This window comes from Leptolyngbya sp. FACHB-1624 (assembly GCF_047649235.1).
GTDB classification, from domain to species: Bacteria; Cyanobacteriota; Cyanobacteriia; order Leptolyngbyales; family Leptolyngbyaceae; genus Leptolyngbya; species Leptolyngbya boryana.
Genome location: NZ_CP180258.1, coordinates 6216915 through 6237214 on the forward strand (window position 1 = coordinate 6216915; position 20300 = coordinate 6237214).

Sequence of the window (20300 nt, forward strand, 5' to 3'; positions counted from 1 at the left end):
GCGCGAATTTTTTCCGTTATATTGCGGTTGCCTCATCAATTCTTTATATTTCTCCAAAAATAATGAGTAGTTAGTCAATGCTGTATGAATTCAGTCGTACCCTCATCATTCGTTAAAGTCACCAAGTGATTTTTGAATCGATAAAGTAGATGGCTGAAGATTTGATCAATTTATCAATCTACGGCGAATTGCAAGACAAGCGAATCTTTACGGGGGCTAGGAAGAGTCAGCGTAAAAAAACCGTGATTTCACTACTGCTTAATGTGATTTCATATACACTTCACACCCGAACTATTAGGTTCAACCCTATGATCAGCCTAGAACTATCGCTAGTTCTGTTCTAATTACGGTAGAAACAATTGCTATGACAACATCTCTTGAAGTGAAGTCTCCACTCAGCGAGGCAGTATCTTTAAGTACGAGTCAATACGGATGTGGGCACAGTGCACCTGATTTTGAAGATCCAGTTGCATCAGGTTCTAAATCTTCATTACTTCAAAGTCGAGCTACCGCTTTCATCTGGCGGAATGATGCACTTGATGAGACTGGGGCGTGGGGCATTCAAGGCACAACCTTTCAAATTGGTGCAGCATTTAGAAACATGCCGCCGCTCGGCAGTAACTCTGACTGGAAACTGGTTGATGCAGGTGGGTTTACAGGCGGTGAGAACACGTTACTGTGGCGCAATGCTGTTACCGATCAAACCGCCATCTGGACGGTAGATGGAATAGACTTTGAAGACGGATTTTTGCTCACAGGTGCCCCATCTTTGGGCAGCAATTCTCCTTGGAGACTCGTAGGCGGTGTAACGATCTCCGATAGCCCAACTCTCGTTTGGCGTAACCAGGTTACGGATCAAACGGCTATCTGGAAGTTCAATGAAACAGGCGTATTTCAGTCTGGAGCTTTCTTGGAAAATGCTTCTGGACTTGGCGCAAATTCTGCTTGGCAGCTCATTGATGCACTCGGGAATGGCAATCAATTAGAATTGCTCTGGCGCAACCAGACGACCGATGAAACTGCGATTTGGAAGTTTGATGGCTCAAACTTTAGTAGTAGTGCTTTTGTGGCAAATCTTCCCAAACTGGGCAGTAATTCGCCCTGGGAACTCGCAAAATTTGTCGATGTAGATGGCAACAAGAGCGCGGACTTGATCTGGCAAAATCGCACGAGCGGCGAGCAAGCTGTTTGGTTTTTGAATGGGTCAGACTTCACGTCGAGTGAATTCATCAAAAATGCACCTCGTCCAGATGCAAATTGGCAAATTGTAGGGGTTGTTTCGATCGATTTAGAAGAACTTCCAACGGTCATCCCGCAGTCTGCTGCAAGCACTCAAGCGCCCTCGACCAATACTCTAGTTTGGGCAAATGACAGTGATGATACTAGTGGCACTTGGGACATTGAGAGCAATCCGCTCGGTGCAACCTTTATTAATGGTCGTGGCATCGAGGGCGCACCCGCAATTCCGCCGAATTCTCCTTGGACGCTGATTGATGCGATCGCCAAACCGGGTGGTGGTATTCAATATCTCTGGCGCAATCAAGTGACTGACGAAACTGGAGTCTGGACGATACAAAACAATCAGTTTGTGTCCAGTGCGTTCTTAGGAGGCGCACCGAAACTGGGCAGTAATTCTAGCTGGGAGCTAATCTCGCACGTTTTCTTAGGGGATTGTGATCAAACAACTTTAGTTTGGCGAAATCAAGCAACGGATGAAACTGCTCTTTGGACATTCGACGCGAACTATCAGTTTGTTGGGAGTGAATTTGTGTCAGGTGCACCTGTGTTAGGCAGCAATTCACAATGGAAGCTGATTGATGCGGTGGATAGCTATGGCTATTTGGATTTGCTATGGCGGAACGAGGTGATAGATGAAACCGGATTCTGGATTCTAGATGGCAAGGATTTTAGCTATAGTGGCATGGTTGAGAATGCGCCAAAGCTCGGCAGTAATTCACCTTGGAAGCTCGTCAAGACTGAGAATCTCAATGATGATGGTCATGCTGATTTGATTTGGCAAAACTTTGAGACGGGTGAGCAAGGGATTTGGTATCTCGATGATCTAGATTTTGCATCGGGAGTCGTCGTGAACAATGCTCCTCGCCCCGCTCAAAATTGGCGAGTAGTCGGGGCAGCGTAAGCACGATCGTTTCAGGGTGCTTGTGTGCAGAAGATCTGATTTCTATCAATTGTGAATTCATAAAGAGTGCCTGCAAAGGGTCTAGGTCGATCGCAGTCACTCTTTTTACAACCAAGCGATTGTTTGCATTAAAACTATTCCTATGTTATCTTGGACTAACAAAGTACGAATTCAAACAGTTTTGACTTAGACATTAGGAGGGTTTATGCTGACACTTCGTAAAGCCAACGATCGCGGACATGCAAATCACGGTTGGTTAGATTCGTATCACACTTTTTCGTTTGCGAGCTATTACGATCCGGCTCATATGGGGTTCCGAAATCTGCGCGTCATTAATGAAGATCGAGTCGCGGGTGGGGGTGGATTTGCACCGCATTCTCACCGGGATATGGAGATCATTACTTATGTGTTGGAGGGCGCATTAGAGCACAAAGACAGCATGGGGAATCAGTCTGTGATTCGTCCCGGCGAAGTGCAGCGGATGAGCGCTGGAACAGGTGTGACGCATAGTGAGTACAACGCCTCGAAGACTGAGACGGTTCATCTTTTGCAAATTTGGGTACTGCCAGAGCGAGCAGGTTTAGAGCCGGGATACGAGCAAAAGTTTTTCCCGTTGGAAGAGAGACGAGGACAATTGCGGTTAATTGCGTCTCAAGATGGGCGAGATGGTTCTGTGACCGCTCATCAAGATCTCAATCTCTATGCCACGATTTTAGGTGCAGGTGAAGCGGTGAAGCATGAGGTCGATCGCGATCGTCATCTGTGGGTACAAGTCGCACGGGGTTCTGCGATCGTCAATGGTGTTTCTCTAACAGCGGGGGATGCGGTTGCGATCGAGGACGTATCGCACGTGGAATTTGTTGGGCAAGATCTCGCTGAAATTTTAGTGTTTGATTTGGCTTAATCGCTTGGAGAGTAAAGATCTTGTGCGCTCTCCCAAAGATCTAAATCTGAGCATCAAGACGGTGCGTTTATTGATCCCATCCTGGGGTTCAATAAAGCGCACCGTTTTGAATTTGTATTGGCAGAACTGTGATCGCGCATCAATCCATGTTGTTTTCGATAATCCATCGCGACAGTTCTGTGCGATTGCTCAAGAGCGTTTTCTTCAACATATGGCTAATATGACTCTCGATCGTCCGCTTACTTGCACTCAATCGCTGAGCAATCTCTAGATTCGACATGCCTTGCGCTACCAATCGCGCCACCGTTAACTCTGTATTCGTCAACTTCACTCCAGGCGGGACAGAAATTTTCGCTTCTGTCCGCTTCGCGCGATTTTCCCGCATCAACTGCGACGATCGTAAAGCCGACTCAATCTGAGCAATCAACTCCTCCAACTCAAACGGCTTCACCATATAAACCGTCGCTCCTGCACTCAATCCTCGTACCCGATCCTGGCTCTGATCACGTGCCGACAAAAAAATAATCGGAATCCAATTGATCTCCGGCGATTGCCGCACCGCCTCTGCAAAGACATAGCCATTCATTTCAGGCATCACAATATCCGAGATAATCAAATCCGGTTTGACATCGCCCAAAAGCGCGATCGCTTCCGTTCCTGTCTCGGCAGTGGTTACCTGATATCCCTGGAACGCCAGATATCCAGTCATCAGCGTTACAAAATTTACATCATCATCAACGAGCAGGATCGAACCTTTTGTCTCTATCTCCAAAGCCATATTCGTCGGTTCTTCTTAGAAGTGAATCAGATTTCAAGCCAGTATTTCTACTTAAATTTATAGTCAGAGAAATGCGCTGTGTTGTCATCAGCACAAACGTCTTTCCTCGCTTTCTCCGTATTCCACAATTATACGGAGGCTCTCTTGCGAGAGTTGCGTAATTTTGCTGAAACAAATCAATCTTCGGTTCCTGATTGATCTGCCTGGATTGCTGTCGCTTTTCGGCTAAATTTGCCTTCATCAAGTTTTTACGATCGCAATTTCTCTCCTGATAAATACGGAGACAACAGATTAGCCGATTCTCTAAAGCTCCGTGAAGACCGAAGCAGCACTATCTCCGTGCAGATGAGGGTTACGGCGATCAGTATTTTCTCTCACCAGCATACTTAGGCACGTAGAGGCTGGAATAGCAGTAATTCGATGTTTGTAGCTATCAATGGCAGTATTTTTACATAAAAAAATCAAAGATTAAGTTTATACTCTCTGTTCTAGATTCTTCCTGATTTCCGCATTTTCTCGCGAAATGCTATCTAGCTTGGATAAAAAACTTAACTATTGCTTCATGGAGTGGGCTTCGATGGTCAGTTGATCTCAGTCTCTCCAACCGTAACCTTCACCAGTCTTGTCTATGACAGAGGAGGTCGAATTGCAGAGAAGGTGTGCTCGAAATCGGAAACGTTCTAAACGGCGAAGTATCTATTGCCCTAAACACGACTGCTATTTGCACAGTGTTAGTCAAAAACACCCAATTTACGCCGATCGAGCAGAACAATTACAAGAGCGGGGGCTATCTCGTCGATATGCACTACTTGCCGTTTCCACCCGAACGACGGTAATGCTCAGTGGTGAATGGTTAGAAGCCTTTTGGTGCGATGAATGTCAAAGTCGCGAGTGGTATCATGTCCGCCGATTCGAGAACAATCAGTATGAAGTCTCGATCGCGCCGACTGAACTCTGGCAGCAAGCAACGGGTGTGATTCATCCTCATGGCAATCCTTCCGTTGGGGAATTCACGCGGAAGTTTGCTCAGAAAACCACCTATCCGGCTATTCGAGAGTTTCACTTTATGAGGTAGTCATGGGAATCGATATCAATACTGCCAAGTTTCTGATTTCAGCGTATGAAGATGGAGTGCGGTTCGATCGCACGATTACGCTAGGTCGGCTCACGTTGTTTGTTGATGAGCAAAACTGTGAAGTGTTGCAAAAGCAACTTGATCGTACTGTTGCTCAATCGAAAAAACTCACAGCGAAAGGACTTGCAGAGCCATTATTTGAAGCATTAGGCGCAACTCAGTTAGACTCGATGGATCGGTCTGACTTTGAAGGCGCAACCGTCTTACATGACTTGAATTTTCCGATCAACGCCCAGCAGCATCAGCAATTCGATGTTGTCTGTGATGGTGGTACGTTAGAGCATATTTTTAACTTTCCAACCGCGATTCAAAATGCGATGGAAATGGTCAAGGTTGGTGGACATCTTTTAATTCACACTCCCACAAATAACTGGTCTGGGCATGGCTTTTACCAATTCAGTCCAGAGCTTTACTACCGAGTGCTCTCTGAAGAGAATGGATTTCGGGTCAAGCGGATGGTGGTGTACGAGGTGGGAACGAATCAATGGTACGAAGTTGCTGATCCAGCTAATGTGCGATCGCGGGTTTATGTTGTAAATGGTTGCCGTACCTCTTTGTTAATCTTGGCAGAGCGCATCAAAGCGGTTCCGATTAATCAAACTCCACCCCAGCAAAGCGACTATGCTTTGATCAAGTGGAACTATGCGAACACAGAAGCTGCAAAACCTTCAGCAGCGATCAGCCTGAAACAGCGCATCAAAGCGATTGTTCTCCCGATCCTTCAGCAAGTCAAGGCGATTCGGCAGTCGCTATCGGGTCGAAAGCCGAGCTATTTCAGTCAGAATCAGCAATTTTTTACCCCAGTCGATCGCTAAAGCTACATGAGAAAAATTCCTCGTTCTTCGCGGATTGTTGTGCATCGCCCAGAGAGCCAGATGCGCCGACCGCTTCAACTGTTGCGTGAAATGTGGCACGATTTGCTAGCATCGCGTGAACTCGCTCGACAGCTTATGGTGCGCGATATTCGTGCAAAATATCGTCAGTCTATTTTAGGATTAGGATGGGCAGTGATTCCACCAGTCATTACCGCGATCGGGTTTTCGTTTGCTAAAAGTGGTGGGGTGATTAACATAGGCGAGACTCCGTTGCCTTATCCCGCCTATGTCATGTTTAGTATGACGCTTTGGCAAACCTTTATCGAAGCATTAACGGGACCTGTTCAAGCTGTCTCAACTGCTTCTACAATGATGTCGCGAGTGAACTTTCCAAGAGAAGCTCTAATTCTGGCAAAGCTGGGAGAAGTTACTTTTAACTTTGGAATTAAACTGGTGTTGATTATCGGATTGTTTCTTTGGTTTCAAATTCCGGTAGGGTTAAGCGTGCTGATTGCACCCGTCGCCCTGATTCATCTCGTCGTACTAGGAACTTTTCTGGGATTGTTGCTGGCTCCAATGAGTGTCCTGTATCGCGATATCACAATGGCACTGACATTAGTCACGGGATTGTGGTTGTTTATCACGCCTGTGGTGTATCCGGTTCCGACAGGCGGCATCTTCGGGCTGATTGTCAAGCTCAATCCCGTGACCCCTCTCTTGGTCACGACTAGAGAATTAGCCACGACGGGAATCATTTCTGATCCACAAGGGTTTTGGATTGCGAGTGTGATTGGGTTTGTGGGTTTATTCATTGCTTGGATTGTGTATCGCCTAGGAATGCCTTTTGTAGTTGAGCGGATTAGTTCGTAATGGTTAATGTTGTCAGTCCAGAGACGCCGATAGAACCAGCTTTAGATAAAGATGAAGTGGTGCTATCGGTGAATGGAGTTTCTAAACGATTCTGTCGGGACTTGAAGCGATCTCTGCTCTATGGTGTCCAAGACATCGCATTAGAACTCAGCGGATTACGTCAGCAAGCGAGTACACTCCGTCCTAGAGAATTCTGGGCGCTTGATCGCGTGAGCTTTCAAGTTCGACGCGGCGAATCGATTGGACTCATCGGTAAGAATGGGAGCGGCAAATCGACCTTGCTGCGCATCATTGCCGGGTTGATTAAGCCGGATATGGGCGAAGTTGAGGTGCGCGGGCGGGTTGCGCCGCTGATTGCATTAGGAGCCGGCTTTAATCCAGTGCTCACTGGGCGTGAGAATATCTTTGCGAACATGTCGATTTTGGGTCTGACGCGGCGGGAAATTCTCGATCGCTTAGATGAAGTTATCGATTTCGCGGAGATTGGGGATGCGCTCGATTCTCCGGTTCAGACTTATAGTTCTGGGATGGCGGCTCGTTTGGGGTTTGCTTGTGCCATTTATACAAAACCAGACATTTTGCTCATTGATGAAGTATTAGCAGTTGGAGATGTTCGATTTCGCTGTAAGTGCTATCGAATGTTGAATGAACTTCAGCGCCAGGGTACTTCTTTTGTCTTAGTGTCTCACAATGCCAATTCGATTTTGGGCGTTTGTGAGTCTGGTGTGTATATCAATCAAGGCAAGTTAATTGCAACGGGTGCAGTCGAGAGAGTGATCACTCAGTATGAGTCGGATTTGTTTCTGGGTGAAGTTGAGAAAACAGTTGGCGCGATCGCGCTTCCTAAACGGTCTCCGGACGAAAGTTTAGGACTGGATATCACGGCACTCTCGTTTCAAGATGCTGAAGGACATCCGCTTACCGTGGTGCGAACCGGGGAGCTTACACGTTTTTGTATTGACTGTGTAGCGCATGATGCGATCAACGATCTCACAATTGATGTGTTGCTGAAAGAGCAATTCGGTGAGGGGGAATGGGTACAACTCCTGAGTAACTTAAAGACCCAACAAACGATTAATGTTTTGCCAGGTCACAATCAAATTCAGATGGTGCTTCCTTACTGCGGCTTAAAGCCCGGGGTATACATCATGAAGCTGAGTATTCGACGCGATCGGCTATATATGTTGGATGCGGTGGAGTCATTCCGATTCATGGTTGAAACCGAGCAAAACATGAGCAATTGTGCGTTTTATCAGCCTGTGGAATGGAAAGTCAGCCAAGAGGGATAAAAGAGTGATTACTTTCTTAACGTTTCATCTTGATCCCACGAAAGAAGCTTCTGAGCTGATTGCGAATCAGAACATTCTTTTAGATCGCAAGCGCGATTATATGCGAATGATTGAACTGCTTGCACGATCGGCAAAAATCTTTCATCCAAGCTGTGAATTTGTCTTGCTGACCGATCAAAAAACGAACTTACTGGATCTCGATCCGAATATTCGAGTTTGTCGATATGAGCTTGAATCGGATAAGGTCACCCTGAGTAAAGTTCGAGCTTTACGCGAATTCATTGCTCAAGAGAGTGAGCCAAATTCTCATTGTGTTTTGGCAGATTCAGATGTGCTCATTAATGCAAATCTTGATCCGTTATTCGAGCAAGCCTTTGATGTTGGCTTGACCTATCGCGACAATTTAGAGATGCCGTTTAACTCTGGATTGATTTATGTGAAAAATAACGGCGATCGACAAAAGCTAGTTCAATTCTTTGACCAACTGATCGATCTCTATTGCCGCGAGTATTTAAGCGAATTGTGGTACGGGGATCAATATATTCTGATCGATACGGTTGGGCGAGATCGGTTTTGGCAGAGAGCTTCAGATCTGATTTCAGTTGGAGAATATGATTTTTTGATGCTGCCTTGCGAGCGATATAACTTCTCGCCAGAAAACATGTTTAAGTCAATTTTATTGCCGCTTTCACATGTGAAAGCTCTCCACTTTAAAGGCGCGCGTAAACGATTGATCCTACCGTTCTGGACAGCGCATTTAGCATATCGTGAGCAATCAGGATTAACCGCATTTCTCCTCTTGATTCAAGGCAAATTAAAAATTCTGCTGCAATCGCTGAAAGAATTCGTACAAGAGCAACCTGCCTTAAGACAACGATTCAAGCAGAAGTTATTTTCGCAACCTGAGTAATACCGATGAAGACATTATCTCAAACATTCATTGACCGAGCACGACTGGAATCGTTTGATCGACAAGCGTTTCTCGATCGCAAACCTTATCCATGGCAAAATGTTGAGGACCTTCTCACACCCGAAGGATTTGCAGCCCTTGATCGAGATTTTCCATCGCTTGAACTCTTCGAGAAGCATTCGGGTATCGAACGAGCGTATGGGCAACGTCCCCACAATCGCTACTATCTGGCGTATGAAAGCTCAATCTATCACGGCAAATACATTGAAAAGAGTGATAAGGGAATTGTTAGACACAACGAGCTTCCGCTAGTGTGGCAGCAGTTCATTACCGACTTAGAAACGAACGAAGACTATCATACTTTGATCAAATCTTTGTTCGGAGTGTCTCAATACACTGTTCGATATGCGTGGCACGTCGGCTTTAATGGCTGTGAAGTGTCACCTCATATGGACTCTCCCGATAAAATCGGGACACACATTCTCTACTTCAATACGAGCGAAACCTGGAAGCCTGAATGGGGTGGAGCAACGTTAGTGCTCAGCGATAAACGGACAGAGAGCTTGAATCCAGATGTGTCTGATTTTGGCAAAGTAGAAGCATCGAGCATCCTGGATAATCGCAGTTTCTTATTTAAGAATGATCCGAATGGCTGGCATGGAGTTGAGCCTCTGAACTGTCCTGAAGGAGTCTACCGACGATTGTTCAACATTATTTTCGAATTTCCCGAAGTCAAACCCTCCCCGAGTGCAAAACTGCGATCGCTGGTGAAAAAAATTGTTCATCGATAACTAAAGCTATGCAAACGAATTCTGTCGAACCTATTCGGATTTTCATCGGATCTAGCCTGAAAAATTCGGTTGAAGAAGCGGTCATGCGTTATACACTGCAAAAGTACACGCGTGCTCCACTTGATATTCATGTGATCAATGGCATCACAGGCAGCGTGAAGAATCTGAAAACGGGTGAAGTTAGAGCACTTCCTGATGGTCTTGCCGATCGCATTCCAGAAGCGACCGCATTTTCGTATGCCCGCTGGGCGATTCCAGAGTGGTGTGATCACAAAGGGCGTGCTTTGTACTTTGATTCGGATCAGCTTGCTATCTCTGATGTTTCTGAACTATGGAACTATGATTTAGCAGGTAAAGCACTTGCAGCGGTTAAGATTAAAGACGTCAAATGTCATCAGTACTATATTGACTATTTCTTGAAGCCGTTGATCGAGACTCCTGAGATTCTCTATCTATCAAGCGTGATGGTCATCGATTGTGAAAAGACCCCTTGGAAGCTCCATCAACTTGTCGATCTGATGGATCAAAATGCGTTCTCATCCGTCAGCTTAATGAACTTAGGTGAGGATTTTCGACGCTACTTTAACTGTGAAGTTGTTGCTCTTCCCTGCGAATGGAATCATCTCAATCGTATTGATCGAGATTCTAAGCTGGTGCATTTCACTGATTTGACCGACCAGCCTTGGCGCTTTGATCACAATGATATTAGCGATTTGTGGGAGCGATTTTACTTAGAAGCGTTGGATGCGGGATTTGTGCCGAAAGAAACGCTTGAAATTGCCTTGGAGCGCAAAGGAATTTTACCCAGAATCAAAGCGTTAGGAGAAATGCCAAAACTGATTCGCCGTCCGGTTAACTGGGTTTGGCGAACTTGGGATGGCACAAAATTCGATTTCCTGCGGTGGTTAACTCATCAGATCGATCGCGTGAAATTCTATCGTTCTCGGCTTGTTCAGAAAACCAGCATGCATACCTGATGAACTTCTCTCTACTCGATTCAACCGTTGCAGATCGCGATCGCTTTTTCTGGGAGGCAGTCTGCAACTGGTCGAACGATACTTCGGTCAATCCAGTGATCGCTGGCATCGATTACAGTGAATTAACGCGCTGTTTTCTGTGGGATAAAGTAGCTCGATCGATTCGCGCTCAGCATCCCGAACGGTTTGCATTCGAGCAAGTCCGATTAAAACCCGTTGCTGATCCAATCCAGCCCCATCCGAATCGACTCAAGTTTGGTTGCAAACAAGCACTGAGTCGATTTGCAGCGTGGCAAGATATTCGATCGCTGCCGACAAAAAACAGTCTGTATGTACCTTGTTGGCATCCGACCTTACACACAGTTGTGCGATCGCTGGCTGAGTCTTTCACAGTCGTTACGCCTCAAGCGAGTCACTTTAGTCAGCTTCCAACCATTCATCCCATTCGGTTGCCACTCAGTGCAGACTCACCGAATCTGTCGCAAGTGGAATCGCTGCATCACGGCATCATCACCGGATTAAAACAACAAGGCATCGAATTGATCCAGCATGATGTGATCGAACTGCGATCGCAAATTGCTCAACTCTTGCTCCGAACCGAGCAGATTGAAGCTGAACTCTCACTGCTTCGCCCCAAAGCGATTCTCCTGTTTGCCGACAACCATTTTCCAGTCCAGAGCTATGTCCTAGTTGGGCGCAAACTCGGTATTCCCACAATTATGACTCAGCATGGATTGGACTGTGAGCAGTACTGTTTGGAAGAGGCTTACGCGGACTATATCAGCGTTTGGGGAGTATCCCGATTACAACGTTATCAAACGCGATCGTCAGGGCAACCAATTCAACTTCAGGTGAATGGCAATCCAGACTATGATGGGCTGACACCACCCACTCAGATGGATCGCTCTGGCTCCTATTGGCTTTGGGCAACTCGTCCCCATGCGCCCGAAAAATGCTATCTTCCTTCACGCCATCCTCAAGAAGGCATTGAGATTCTCAATGCTTTACTGATGGCGCTCTCACGATTGCCGAATGCACGCTTAGTAATTAAGCCGCATCCCTTGGATGATGTGACACTCTATCAATCTACAATCGACCAACACTCCGCTCGTCATCGAGTTTTGATGTCCAGTGATAGTGTGCGCTCGCTGCTTCCTGAGGCAAGTGTTGTGATTTCAGAAGATTCAACTGTGGGACTAGAAGCAATGTTCTTTGGCAAGATTGTGGTTCACGCCCATTTTGCAGCTTCAGAACCTGTGATGCCCTTTGTGAAATATCAGGCTGCACTACCTGGTTATACCGCTGAAATGCTGCGCACGACTTTGGAAAACCTGGAGCAAGTGACGGAGGCACAAGCAAAACAGCTGTTTGCAGGACAATGCCGATTGATTCAAGATTTTGCGGGTGATTGTGACGGGCAAGCACTGAAACGAGTTACTGCAATGATCCAGAGAATTTTGGAGCAATGACATGGTTCCAAAATATTGTTCAAAATCAGGAACTTATTCAACGGACTTTCTTCAGAGCGAAAAACAGTAGCACACATTAGACGATGAGCCTTCAAGCTGGCTGGGTGCATACAGGCATTGCACAATTCACTGAAGGACAATCATCACATGAAAGGAAATCGTTCAGCCGTTCTAAGCTACATGCCCCAACTCGACAGCTTACGATCGTTTGCAATGTTTGGGGTGATGATCACGCACTTTTTAAGCCCTGAAGATCCGATTCGGTTGCAAATTCCTTGGGGATGGTTAGGCGTTCGACTGTTCTTTGTTCTGAGTGGATTCCTAGTAACAGGTGTCCTGATCGCCTCTCGACAGAAAATCGAACAACAACAGGCTTCTCCCTGGAAGATTCTACAAAACTTCTTTATCCGGCGATGCTTCCGATTGTTCCCGCTCTACTATCTATATCTTGCATTTGCCTTTATCATTCACCCTGACATTCGGGGCAATATTCTCGCTTTTATCCTGTACGCCCAAAACATTCTATTTGCCTTTCAGCCTGAGACGTTTGGGCTACTTTCACATCTTTGGACTTTAGCGATCGAAGCTCAGTTTTATTTGATTTTGCCGTGGCTGGTCATCTGTCTGCCCAAAAAGATGCTCATTCCTCTGTTAGTGGCAATGACTCTGTTTTCTCCGATGTTGCGATTGGTATTACATGTCTACGGTTTGACTCCGCATCAAGCCAATATGATGGTTCCAACGCACTTTGATACGCTCTGCTTAGGGGGCTTGCTCAGTGCGTTGATGGCAGCGGGACAGTCTGGACAAGTGCTAGCAAGAAAGCTCTGTTCGATCGGGCTGTGGCTGGGTGCGCCGATGCTCATGGCATTTATGTTTGGAAGACTCGTTTGGGGAGATGCTGCAATTTTCGTCACCCTCGATGAAACTGGAGCAGGATTGTTTTTTACCTGGCTCATTGGGCGAGCTTCTGTTGGGTTTAACGGATTGGCTGGAGCCATCTTGAACCAAAACTGGCTTGTGTATGGCGGCAAAATTAGCTATGCCGTATATCTATTTCACTTTGAGATTCCGCCGTTCTTTCAAAACCAACTCTTAGGGGGGTTAAATGTGAGGGCGATCGACAATACGCGCATTCTTTTCCCGGTCTATGTTGCAGTCTCGATCGTCATTGCAATCCTGGCTTGGAAATGGATCGAAGAACCGATGAATCAGCAGAAAAAGTACTTTGTCTTAAAATGAGCCTGACCCATGAAGAAAATTGCATTTATTGGCATCAACGATACTGCACCTTGGGGAGGCAGCGAAGCACTTTGGACACAGACAGCGATGCGGCTGGCTCAGTCTGGTTATCAAGTCGGAGTGAATGTGAAAGGATGGGCAACCAAACCCAAGCAGATTCAGGCACTTGAGTCGATGTGTTCGGTTACGTATCGCTATTACGATCGCAATTTGCTCGAAAAGTTGACCTTCATTGCTCAGCGCGGCAAGCAGTTTTATCGCTGGCTCGATCGCTTTCAGCCCGATTTAGCAGTCATCAGTCAAGCCTGTAACAATGATGGACTGTACTGGATGGAAGCTTGTGCTGCTCGAAACATTCCCTATGTCACGATCGCACAATCGGGTTCTGAGCAGTATTGGTATCCCGATGCGCTAAATCAACGACTCGCGATCGCATATCGCCAAACTCAGCGCTGTTATTTCGTCTCGCAGCGGACACTGGATCTGACGGTCAAACAGATTGCGATTGAATTACCGCAAGCGGAAGTGGTGCGAAATCCGTTCAATGTAGCGTACGATGCGGCTCCACCTTGGACTTCGACTGATGCAGGTTTCAAACTTGCCTGTGTGGGGCGAATTAACCCAATTAGCAAAGGACAGGATGTGCTGTTTGAAGTGCTGCGATCGCCAAAATGGAAAAATCGGCCACTCACAGTTACGTTGATCGGAGCAGGCGATCATGTCGAAACGCTGAAGCGCCTGAAAACTCTCTGGGATCTGCCCAATATCGAATTTGGTTCATTCACTCCGAATATCGAAGAGGTCTGGGCAACGCATCATGGCTTGATTTTGCCATCTAGGTACGAAGGATTACCGCTGGTCATTGTTGAAGCGATGTTGTGTGGGCGAACTTGTATCGTGACAGATGTTGCCGGAAATACAGAGTTAGTCGAAGACGAGGTGAATGGATTTGTTGCAAAAGCGCCTACGCCTGAACTATTGGATGAGGCGCTCGAAAGAGCCTGGGACGCGCGTGAATCTTGGTATGAACTGGGCAAAGCCGCCTCTGAAAAGGTGCGTCGCGTCATTCCTCCAGACCCGATCGAAGTATTTGCTCGAACGCTTGAGCAAGTGCTGGCATCGATCTAATCAAATCGCCTTTTTACATCAATTGTGCTCTCTTTTCCGGAAAAGCCTGCGCATAGTCACGGAGTCTTGACGCAGGTAAACAATTGTTAAACCTCTATCATTTCTCCCTGACTGCATGATTGATACCAGAATACGAGGGTAATTACAGATCGTAGAATTGCTGAGAGTTGAGCTTTGAGGGTCGCCTTTGATCTCAGTTCCTCTCCTTCTTCGCCTGCTGCTCATTGTGGCAGAAAAGAAGATTTGATACGAAACTTGTGTCTATTTTCTCCCTGTTGTTTGGAGGCTTTCATTATAATGCCATTGACTCAACCAGAGCTTCACGGGTCACTTTACGGATCGCAAGTCCGATCACTGCTCCAGCTCGAAGCCGACGCGATCGCGAGAACTGCTCAACAGATCGATCCGCATGCGATCGAACAAGCCGTTACACTCTTGCTCAACTGTCGCGGCAAAGTGGTGCTGTCTGGAGTCGGTAAGTCTGGCATTGTTGCTCAGAAAATCGCTGCCACGCTCAACAGTATCGGCGCAATGGCGGTCTATCTCCATCCTTGCGATGCCCTACATGGTGATTTAGGAATTGTCCATGCTGCTGATGTCGGCGTGATTCTCAGCAATAGTGGCGAAACGGATGAACTCTTACAGATGATGCCGCATCTCAAACATCGTCATGTGCCGACAATCGCGATCCTAGGGAATCTCAACTCGTCGCTGGCACAACAAGCGACCGTCACACTCGATGCGTCTGTCGATCGAGAAGCCTGTCCGTTGAATCTCGCACCGACAACTAGCACGACCGTGGCATTAGCAATCGGAGATGCGTTAGCAATGAGCTTGATGCAGATTAAGCAAATTACACCAGAAGAATTTGCCTTCAATCATCCAGCAGGTCGGCTCGGTAAGCGTCTGACTCTGACAGTAAAAGATCTCCTGCATCCAGATAGTCCCAAGCTGGCTCCCGATGCCTCTTGGTTAGAAGTGCTGGCTGCCATCACGCAGGGAGGATTAGGAGCCGTCAGCATTATCAACGATCAAGGACAGTTGCTGGGATTGATTACTGATGGGGACTTGCGGCGCTGGATACAGAAACTAGAGTTTACAGAATTAGCACATACGATCGCTGTACGATTAATGACTCCGAAGCCGATCGTCGTCACTCCAGAAACGCTCGCTTACGATGCCCTGCAATTAATGGAAAATCGCACGTCTCAGATTGCAGTCTTGCCTGTGGTTGATGATGAGCAACGCTGTTTAGGACTGATTCGACTACATGACATTGTACGGAGTGGCTTGTAATGGTAAGGATTTTGGCAGTTATTCCAGCGCGGTATGCGTCAGTGCGATTTCCTGGTAAGCCGTTGGTGCAAATCGACGATCGACCAATGGTGCAATGGGTGTATGAAGCTGCAAAACAGTGTTCTGCATTCTCGCACGTGGTCGTCGCGACGGATAGTGCTGAGATCGCGGATTGTGTTCAAAGCTTTGGGGGAGCAGTGGAGATCACTTCGAGCGATCATGCGACTGGAACGGATCGAGTCGCAGAAGTAGCAGAACGCTATCCAGACATTGAGGTTGTGGTGAACGTTCAAGGAGATCAGCCGTTTGTCACGGCAGCAATGCTGCTGCAACTCATTCAGCCTTATCTGGATGGAGAAAGACCAGAAATGACGACGCTGGCTTGTCCTTTAGATCAAGAGACCGGATATCACGATCCGAATGTGGTGAAAGTGATCTGCGATCAATATCAAAACGCGCTGTATTTCTCGCGATCGTCGATTCCATACTATCGCAATACGACTTCTGCTCCAGTGTTTCATCATTTAGGACTGTATGCGTTTCGACGAGACTTCCTCGCCCAATATGCGACACTCACTCCAACACCGCTCGAATACTGTGAAGCATTAGAGCAACTGCGGGTATTAGAGCATGGATATCGCATTCGGGTCTGTCGCACCGAAGCTGCGGTTCCAGAAATCAATACTCCTGAAGATTTGATCGCAGCACAACACTGGATCGCCTCGTCAGTTGCTTTATAAGTTAGTTTTGCGATCGTCTTGCAAAGTTGTTCCACTCAGATTGTCGTTGTCCTTGATTTCGGTTGCGATCGCGTCTGATTCGCACCGCAAACCTTCTGGTGCATCCCAGTATTTCTATTCACCTGCACCTTTTAAACCGAAATGTACAACGCTTTCTCTGGCGAGAGTAGTACGCGCAACGCTGTCTCTACAGTTGAGTTATCGATCGTCATGCCTTGTTTGAACGAAGCAGAAACCCTTGAAACCTGTATTAAAAAAGCACAATGGTATTTAGAACAGCATCAAGTCTCGGGCGAAGTTATTATTGCGGATAATGGCAGTACTGATGGATCTCAAGAAATAGCTCGTAGTTTGGGTGCGCGAGTGATTGATATTCCACAGCGAGGATATGGAAGTGCACTTCGAGGCGGTATTGAAGCAGCACGTGGCGAATATGTGATTATGGGTGATGCGGATGATAGCTATGATTTCACGCGGCTGACACCGTTTCTCGCAAAGTTGCGAGAAGGGTACGACTTGGTGATGGGAAATCGGTTTCGCGGCGGGATCAAACCGGGCGCGATGCCGCGACTGCATCGATTTCTGGGCAATCCAGTTTTAACTTGGGTCGGACGAGTGTTGTTTGCGAGTCCTTGTGGAGATTTTCACTGTGGATTGCGCGGATTCAGAACTCGGAGCATTCAAGAACTGGCGCTTCAGACTACGGGGATGGAGTTTGCCAGCGAAATGGTGGTGAAAGCGACATTGTATCGGCTCCGCATGACTGAAGTGCCTACAACTTTATCGCCTGATGGTCGAAGTCGTCCCCCGCATCTTAGAAGTTGGCGCGATGGTTGGAGGCATCTCCGATTTCTGTTGCTGTACAGTCCTCGTTGGCTCTTTCTGTATCCTGGAATTTTGCTGATGCTGATGGGTGTGTTGCTGTCTGCATGGCTACTGCCTGAAACGCGCGGCATTTTTGATGTTCATACGCTCTTGTACGCGGCGACTGCTGTGATTGTTGGATTTCAAGTCACTGCCTTCGCGGTCTTTTCCAAGCTGTTTGCAATTCGAGAAGGATTGTTGCCGCCCGATCAACGATTGCTGCGCGTGCTGCGTCACATCTCACTAGAATCTGGGCTGATGCTAGGTAGTGTGCTTTTGACAGTAGGCGTTGGGGGCACGATTTATGCCTTGAATGTCTGGAGCGGAACTTCTTTCGGTGAGCTGAATCCTTCGATCGTGATGCGATTAGTCATTCCATCTGTGACAGCGCTGGCGTTAGGTGTGCAAGTAATTTTTTCTAGCTTCTTTCTGAGCATTCTAGAACTCTAGTGAGATTGAGACTTATGATTTCGACACAGCATGATAGCCCTTATATCGGTCCAAAGCTGGGCGGATTTGCAACTCAGCTTTCCTGGTATGCTCGGCAGCAAATGTTTAAGACGCTGATGCAAGTTGCTCCAATTTCTAGTAAGACGCGGGTGCTTGATGTAGGGGTGACTTCGGATCAGCGGCTTGACTGTAACTTTTTTGAGAAGCTTTATCCCTATCCAGAAAACATCACAGCTGTGGGAACTGAGGATGCGTCTTTTTTAGAGCAAGAACATCCTGGACTAACGTTTGTGCGAACGGATGGATCAGGTTTGCCGTTTCCCGATCGCAGTTTTGATGTGGTCGTCACGTTCGCAGTGATAGAGCATGTCGGCAACGCTCAACAGCAAAAAGCCTTCATTCGAGAACTCTGCCGCGTTGGGAAGACTTGTTTTATTACGACTCCGAATCGCTGGTTTCCGATCGAGTTTCACACGAGCTTACCGCTGCTTCACTGGTTGCCTCCGAGTTGGTTTCGAGCGATTCTCAATCTGATGGGTAAGTCTTTTTGGGCATCAGAAGCCAATCTAAATCTATTAACCGAGCGAGACGTGCTCAAACTATTTCCAGCCGATTCTAAAGTACAGACGAAGCACTTTAAGCTGTGGGGAATGCGATCGAACTTAGTGTTCTATTCAGAGAATTAGCACACCATGAAATCAATTCGAGCGGACAATTGGATTGTAGTTCTGTTTGTCGGAGTGGCTTGTGCGATTGTGGGACTACGATCGCTGAGTCCATTGGTTCTAAACAGTGATGCTTCAGTTCAGATTGGTGCGGCACTTTCACTTTTGGATGGGGATGGATTTGGAACTTATATTCTCAATTCAGATGTGACACAACCACCGAAGGTTAATCCACTCACTTGGTATGCACCTGGCTTTTCGCTAGTTTTGTTTGGATTGTTAAAGCTCGGATTACCGATGCCGACCGCATTGAAAGCGATGTACGCGATCGCGTCAATTGTAGGCTGGTTAGGATGGGGATTGATCTTCCGCGATGTGATGAGATCGCAGCAAAAGGGGGCGCTTTCTCAATGCGTTGCAGGTTTGCTTGCAGTCTTGCTGCCCTTTTATTTCACTTACGATTGGATTGGAACTGATTTATTTTTGTGGGCGGGTATTCCGTTGATCATTCGCTTATTCTATTCGAGCAATGAGCGAAATGATGCATCATTCTGGATTGGTTGCTTAGTCGGCTTGATGTATGCGTTTCGATATGCCGCAATTTTCATCATTGTTGGCTTCTGTTTGTTCTTTTTGATAAAGCGACGAAACTTTCTCAAATTAGGAAAGATTCTTCTAGGATTTGGGCTGTTTTATGGCGCAATCTCAATCTATCGATCGCTGGTCAGTACCCGCGTTCCAAGCCAGCTTACGGTATCTGGGTTATTACAACCCGATGCTTTGTTGAGAAAACTCATACAGATTGCAGACGGGTTGAGACAAGTTCGGTATCTGCTCTTTAGCCATTTGAGCGGAGTGATTCCGAGTGGTCGAATTATCATTGTTCTCGTGTTTGCGTTATTGCTGATTTATGCTTCGATTTTGGTTTGGGGCTACCCTAGCGGTTCAGAGAAAAGAAGCAGCAATTCTCGATTAGAGATCATTCTATGTCTAAACTTTGGACTGATTTCAATGCTCGCAGTGATCAGCTTTTTTTCGTCGATCGACTTCGTTTATCTAGCTGATCAGAGGTACTACTACCCACTTTTTCCATCGCTTGTCCTGGTCGCGTACGAAGTTGGATTTGGGCAGGATCAAACTCGATTTGATTGGAATCAGTTGCTGAAGATCGTTTCGCTCGTTTTCCTAGGAAGCTTAATATTTTTCTCGGTTACTGTTTTTTTGCGTACTCCTGATCGAGTCTTTGGCTTTGATCGATTTGATGCCAAAATGTATCTGACAGAATATCCCAGCAATGACATTCTCAATCGACATCCAGACAGTTATGAAACAGCGATCGAGTTACTCAAAAAGAATCCGCAGGCGAAGATTATCTCCTTTGCTGAAAACTTCGATTTTTATCACACATTAGATCCTGAAATTCGCAGACGGTTTTTACCTGCTTCCTATCTAAAACAAAAGATTTTTTCAACGCATACTTCAAGCCGCGATTTACCCGTTTACTTAATCTTCGGAATGGAAGCAAATTGTAAATCTTACTGCTTTTATGACTCTGGAAAAGAAGTTGAACTTATCGAGCAAATTGCTCCACCAAAAGTGGTTTATGAGAACAATCAGGAAAAGGTCAGAATTCTATCGACTAAGCTACCAAAAGGACTCAAATTCAAGTTTTCTCTATGAAACCAATTCAGACAGAACATTGGATCGTAATTTTGTTTGTTGGAATGGCTTGTGCGATCGTGCTTTTACGATCGCTAGCTCCGCTTTTGATAAATAGTGATGCTTCAGTTCAGATTGGTGCGGCACTTTCGCTGCTTAATGGAGAAGGATTAGGAAC

Annotated in this window: 18 protein-coding genes; 17 read left to right on the forward strand and 1 reads right to left on the reverse strand. The window is 46.6% G+C overall.

Annotated features, from left to right (window positions below; all coding sequences use genetic code 11):
• Positions 1-364: 364 nt before the first annotated feature.
• Positions 365-2140 carry a hypothetical protein gene (locus ACMUEV_RS29530; protein WP_190650205.1) on the forward strand — a complete coding sequence of 592 codons (1776 nt, stop codon included), beginning with the start codon at positions 365-367 and terminating at the stop codon, positions 2138-2140.
• A 205-nt stretch (positions 2141-2345) separates the two neighbouring features.
• Positions 2346-3044, forward strand: coding sequence for a pirin family protein (locus tag ACMUEV_RS29535; protein ID WP_190650203.1), 699 nt, complete (start codon positions 2346-2348; stop codon positions 3042-3044).
• A gap of 139 nt (positions 3045-3183) precedes the next feature.
• Here ACMUEV_RS29535 and ACMUEV_RS29540 read toward each other — a convergent pair whose 3' ends face one another.
• Positions 3184-3822, reverse strand: coding sequence for a response regulator transcription factor (locus ACMUEV_RS29540; protein ID WP_017285645.1), 639 nt, complete (start codon positions 3820-3822; stop codon positions 3184-3186).
• A gap of 628 nt (positions 3823-4450) precedes the next feature.
• Here ACMUEV_RS29540 and ACMUEV_RS29545 point away from each other — a divergent pair.
• The 15 genes from ACMUEV_RS29545 to ACMUEV_RS29615 all read left to right on the forward strand — a co-directional run bounded on the left by ACMUEV_RS29545 (position 4451) and on the right by ACMUEV_RS29615 (position 20143).
• Entirely contained in the window at positions 4451-4897 is a 447-nt protein-coding gene (locus ACMUEV_RS29545; RefSeq protein ID WP_190650201.1) for a hypothetical protein, read from the forward strand.
• Between the two features lie 2 nt (positions 4898-4899).
• Positions 4900-5772 (forward strand): hypothetical protein, encoded by an 873-nt coding sequence (locus ACMUEV_RS29550; protein ID WP_190650199.1) that lies wholly within the window; start codon positions 4900-4902, stop codon positions 5770-5772.
• Positions 5773-5778: 6 nt separating this feature from the next.
• Positions 5779-6642, forward strand: coding sequence for an ABC transporter permease (locus ACMUEV_RS29555; protein ID WP_199329417.1), 864 nt, complete (start codon positions 5779-5781; stop codon positions 6640-6642).
• Complete coding sequence (locus tag ACMUEV_RS29560) at positions 6642-7931, forward strand: polysaccharide ABC transporter ATP-binding protein (protein WP_190650197.1); 1290 nt, start codon at positions 6642-6644, stop codon at positions 7929-7931. Before ACMUEV_RS29555 ends, ACMUEV_RS29560 begins: the two co-directional genes overlap by 1 nt.
• 4 nt (positions 7932-7935) lie before the next feature.
• The gene (locus ACMUEV_RS29565; protein WP_190650194.1) at positions 7936-8841 is read left to right on the forward strand and encodes a hypothetical protein; all 906 of its coding nucleotides are present in this window, start codon (positions 7936-7938) and stop codon (positions 8839-8841) included.
• 5 nt (positions 8842-8846) lie between these two features.
• On the forward strand, positions 8847-9632 hold the full coding sequence (locus ACMUEV_RS29570) for a 2OG-Fe(II) oxygenase family protein (protein ID WP_190650192.1): 786 nt from the start codon (positions 8847-8849) through the stop codon (positions 9630-9632).
• An 8-nt stretch (positions 9633-9640) separates the two neighbouring features.
• Complete coding sequence (locus tag ACMUEV_RS29575) at positions 9641-10609, forward strand: glycosyltransferase (RefSeq protein WP_190650190.1); 969 nt, start codon at positions 9641-9643, stop codon at positions 10607-10609.
• Positions 10609-12078: a hypothetical protein gene (locus tag ACMUEV_RS29580; protein ID WP_190650188.1), complete on the forward strand. Its 1470-nt coding sequence runs from the start codon at positions 10609-10611 to the stop codon at positions 12076-12078. Before ACMUEV_RS29575 ends, ACMUEV_RS29580 begins: the two co-directional genes overlap by 1 nt.
• A gap of 147 nt (positions 12079-12225) precedes the next feature.
• Positions 12226-13320, forward strand: coding sequence for an acyltransferase family protein (locus ACMUEV_RS29585; protein ID WP_190650187.1), 1095 nt, complete (start codon positions 12226-12228; stop codon positions 13318-13320).
• Positions 13321-13329: 9 nt separating this feature from the next.
• Complete coding sequence (locus tag ACMUEV_RS29590) at positions 13330-14448, forward strand: glycosyltransferase family 4 protein (RefSeq protein ID WP_190650185.1); 1119 nt, start codon at positions 13330-13332, stop codon at positions 14446-14448.
• 297 nt (positions 14449-14745) lie between these two features.
• Complete coding sequence (locus tag ACMUEV_RS29595; RefSeq protein ID WP_190650183.1) at positions 14746-15744, forward strand: KpsF/GutQ family sugar-phosphate isomerase; 999 nt, start codon at positions 14746-14748, stop codon at positions 15742-15744.
• The gene (gene kdsB, locus ACMUEV_RS29600) at positions 15744-16484 is read left to right on the forward strand and encodes a 3-deoxy-manno-octulosonate cytidylyltransferase (protein WP_190650181.1); all 741 of its coding nucleotides are present in this window, start codon (positions 15744-15746) and stop codon (positions 16482-16484) included. The genes ACMUEV_RS29595 and kdsB overlap by 1 nt, the downstream gene beginning before the upstream one ends.
• A gap of 141 nt (positions 16485-16625) precedes the next feature.
• Positions 16626-17798, forward strand: a complete 1173-nt coding sequence (locus ACMUEV_RS29605; protein WP_199329415.1) for a glycosyltransferase family 2 protein — start codon at positions 16626-16628, stop codon at positions 17796-17798.
• Positions 17799-17812: 14 nt separating this feature from the next.
• Positions 17813-18484 (forward strand): class I SAM-dependent methyltransferase, encoded by a 672-nt coding sequence (locus ACMUEV_RS29610; protein ID WP_190650179.1) that lies wholly within the window; start codon positions 17813-17815, stop codon positions 18482-18484.
• 6 nt (positions 18485-18490) lie between these two features.
• Positions 18491-20143, forward strand: a complete 1653-nt coding sequence (locus ACMUEV_RS29615) for a hypothetical protein (RefSeq protein ID WP_190650177.1) — start codon at positions 18491-18493, stop codon at positions 20141-20143.
• Positions 20144-20300: the final 157 nt, after the last annotated feature.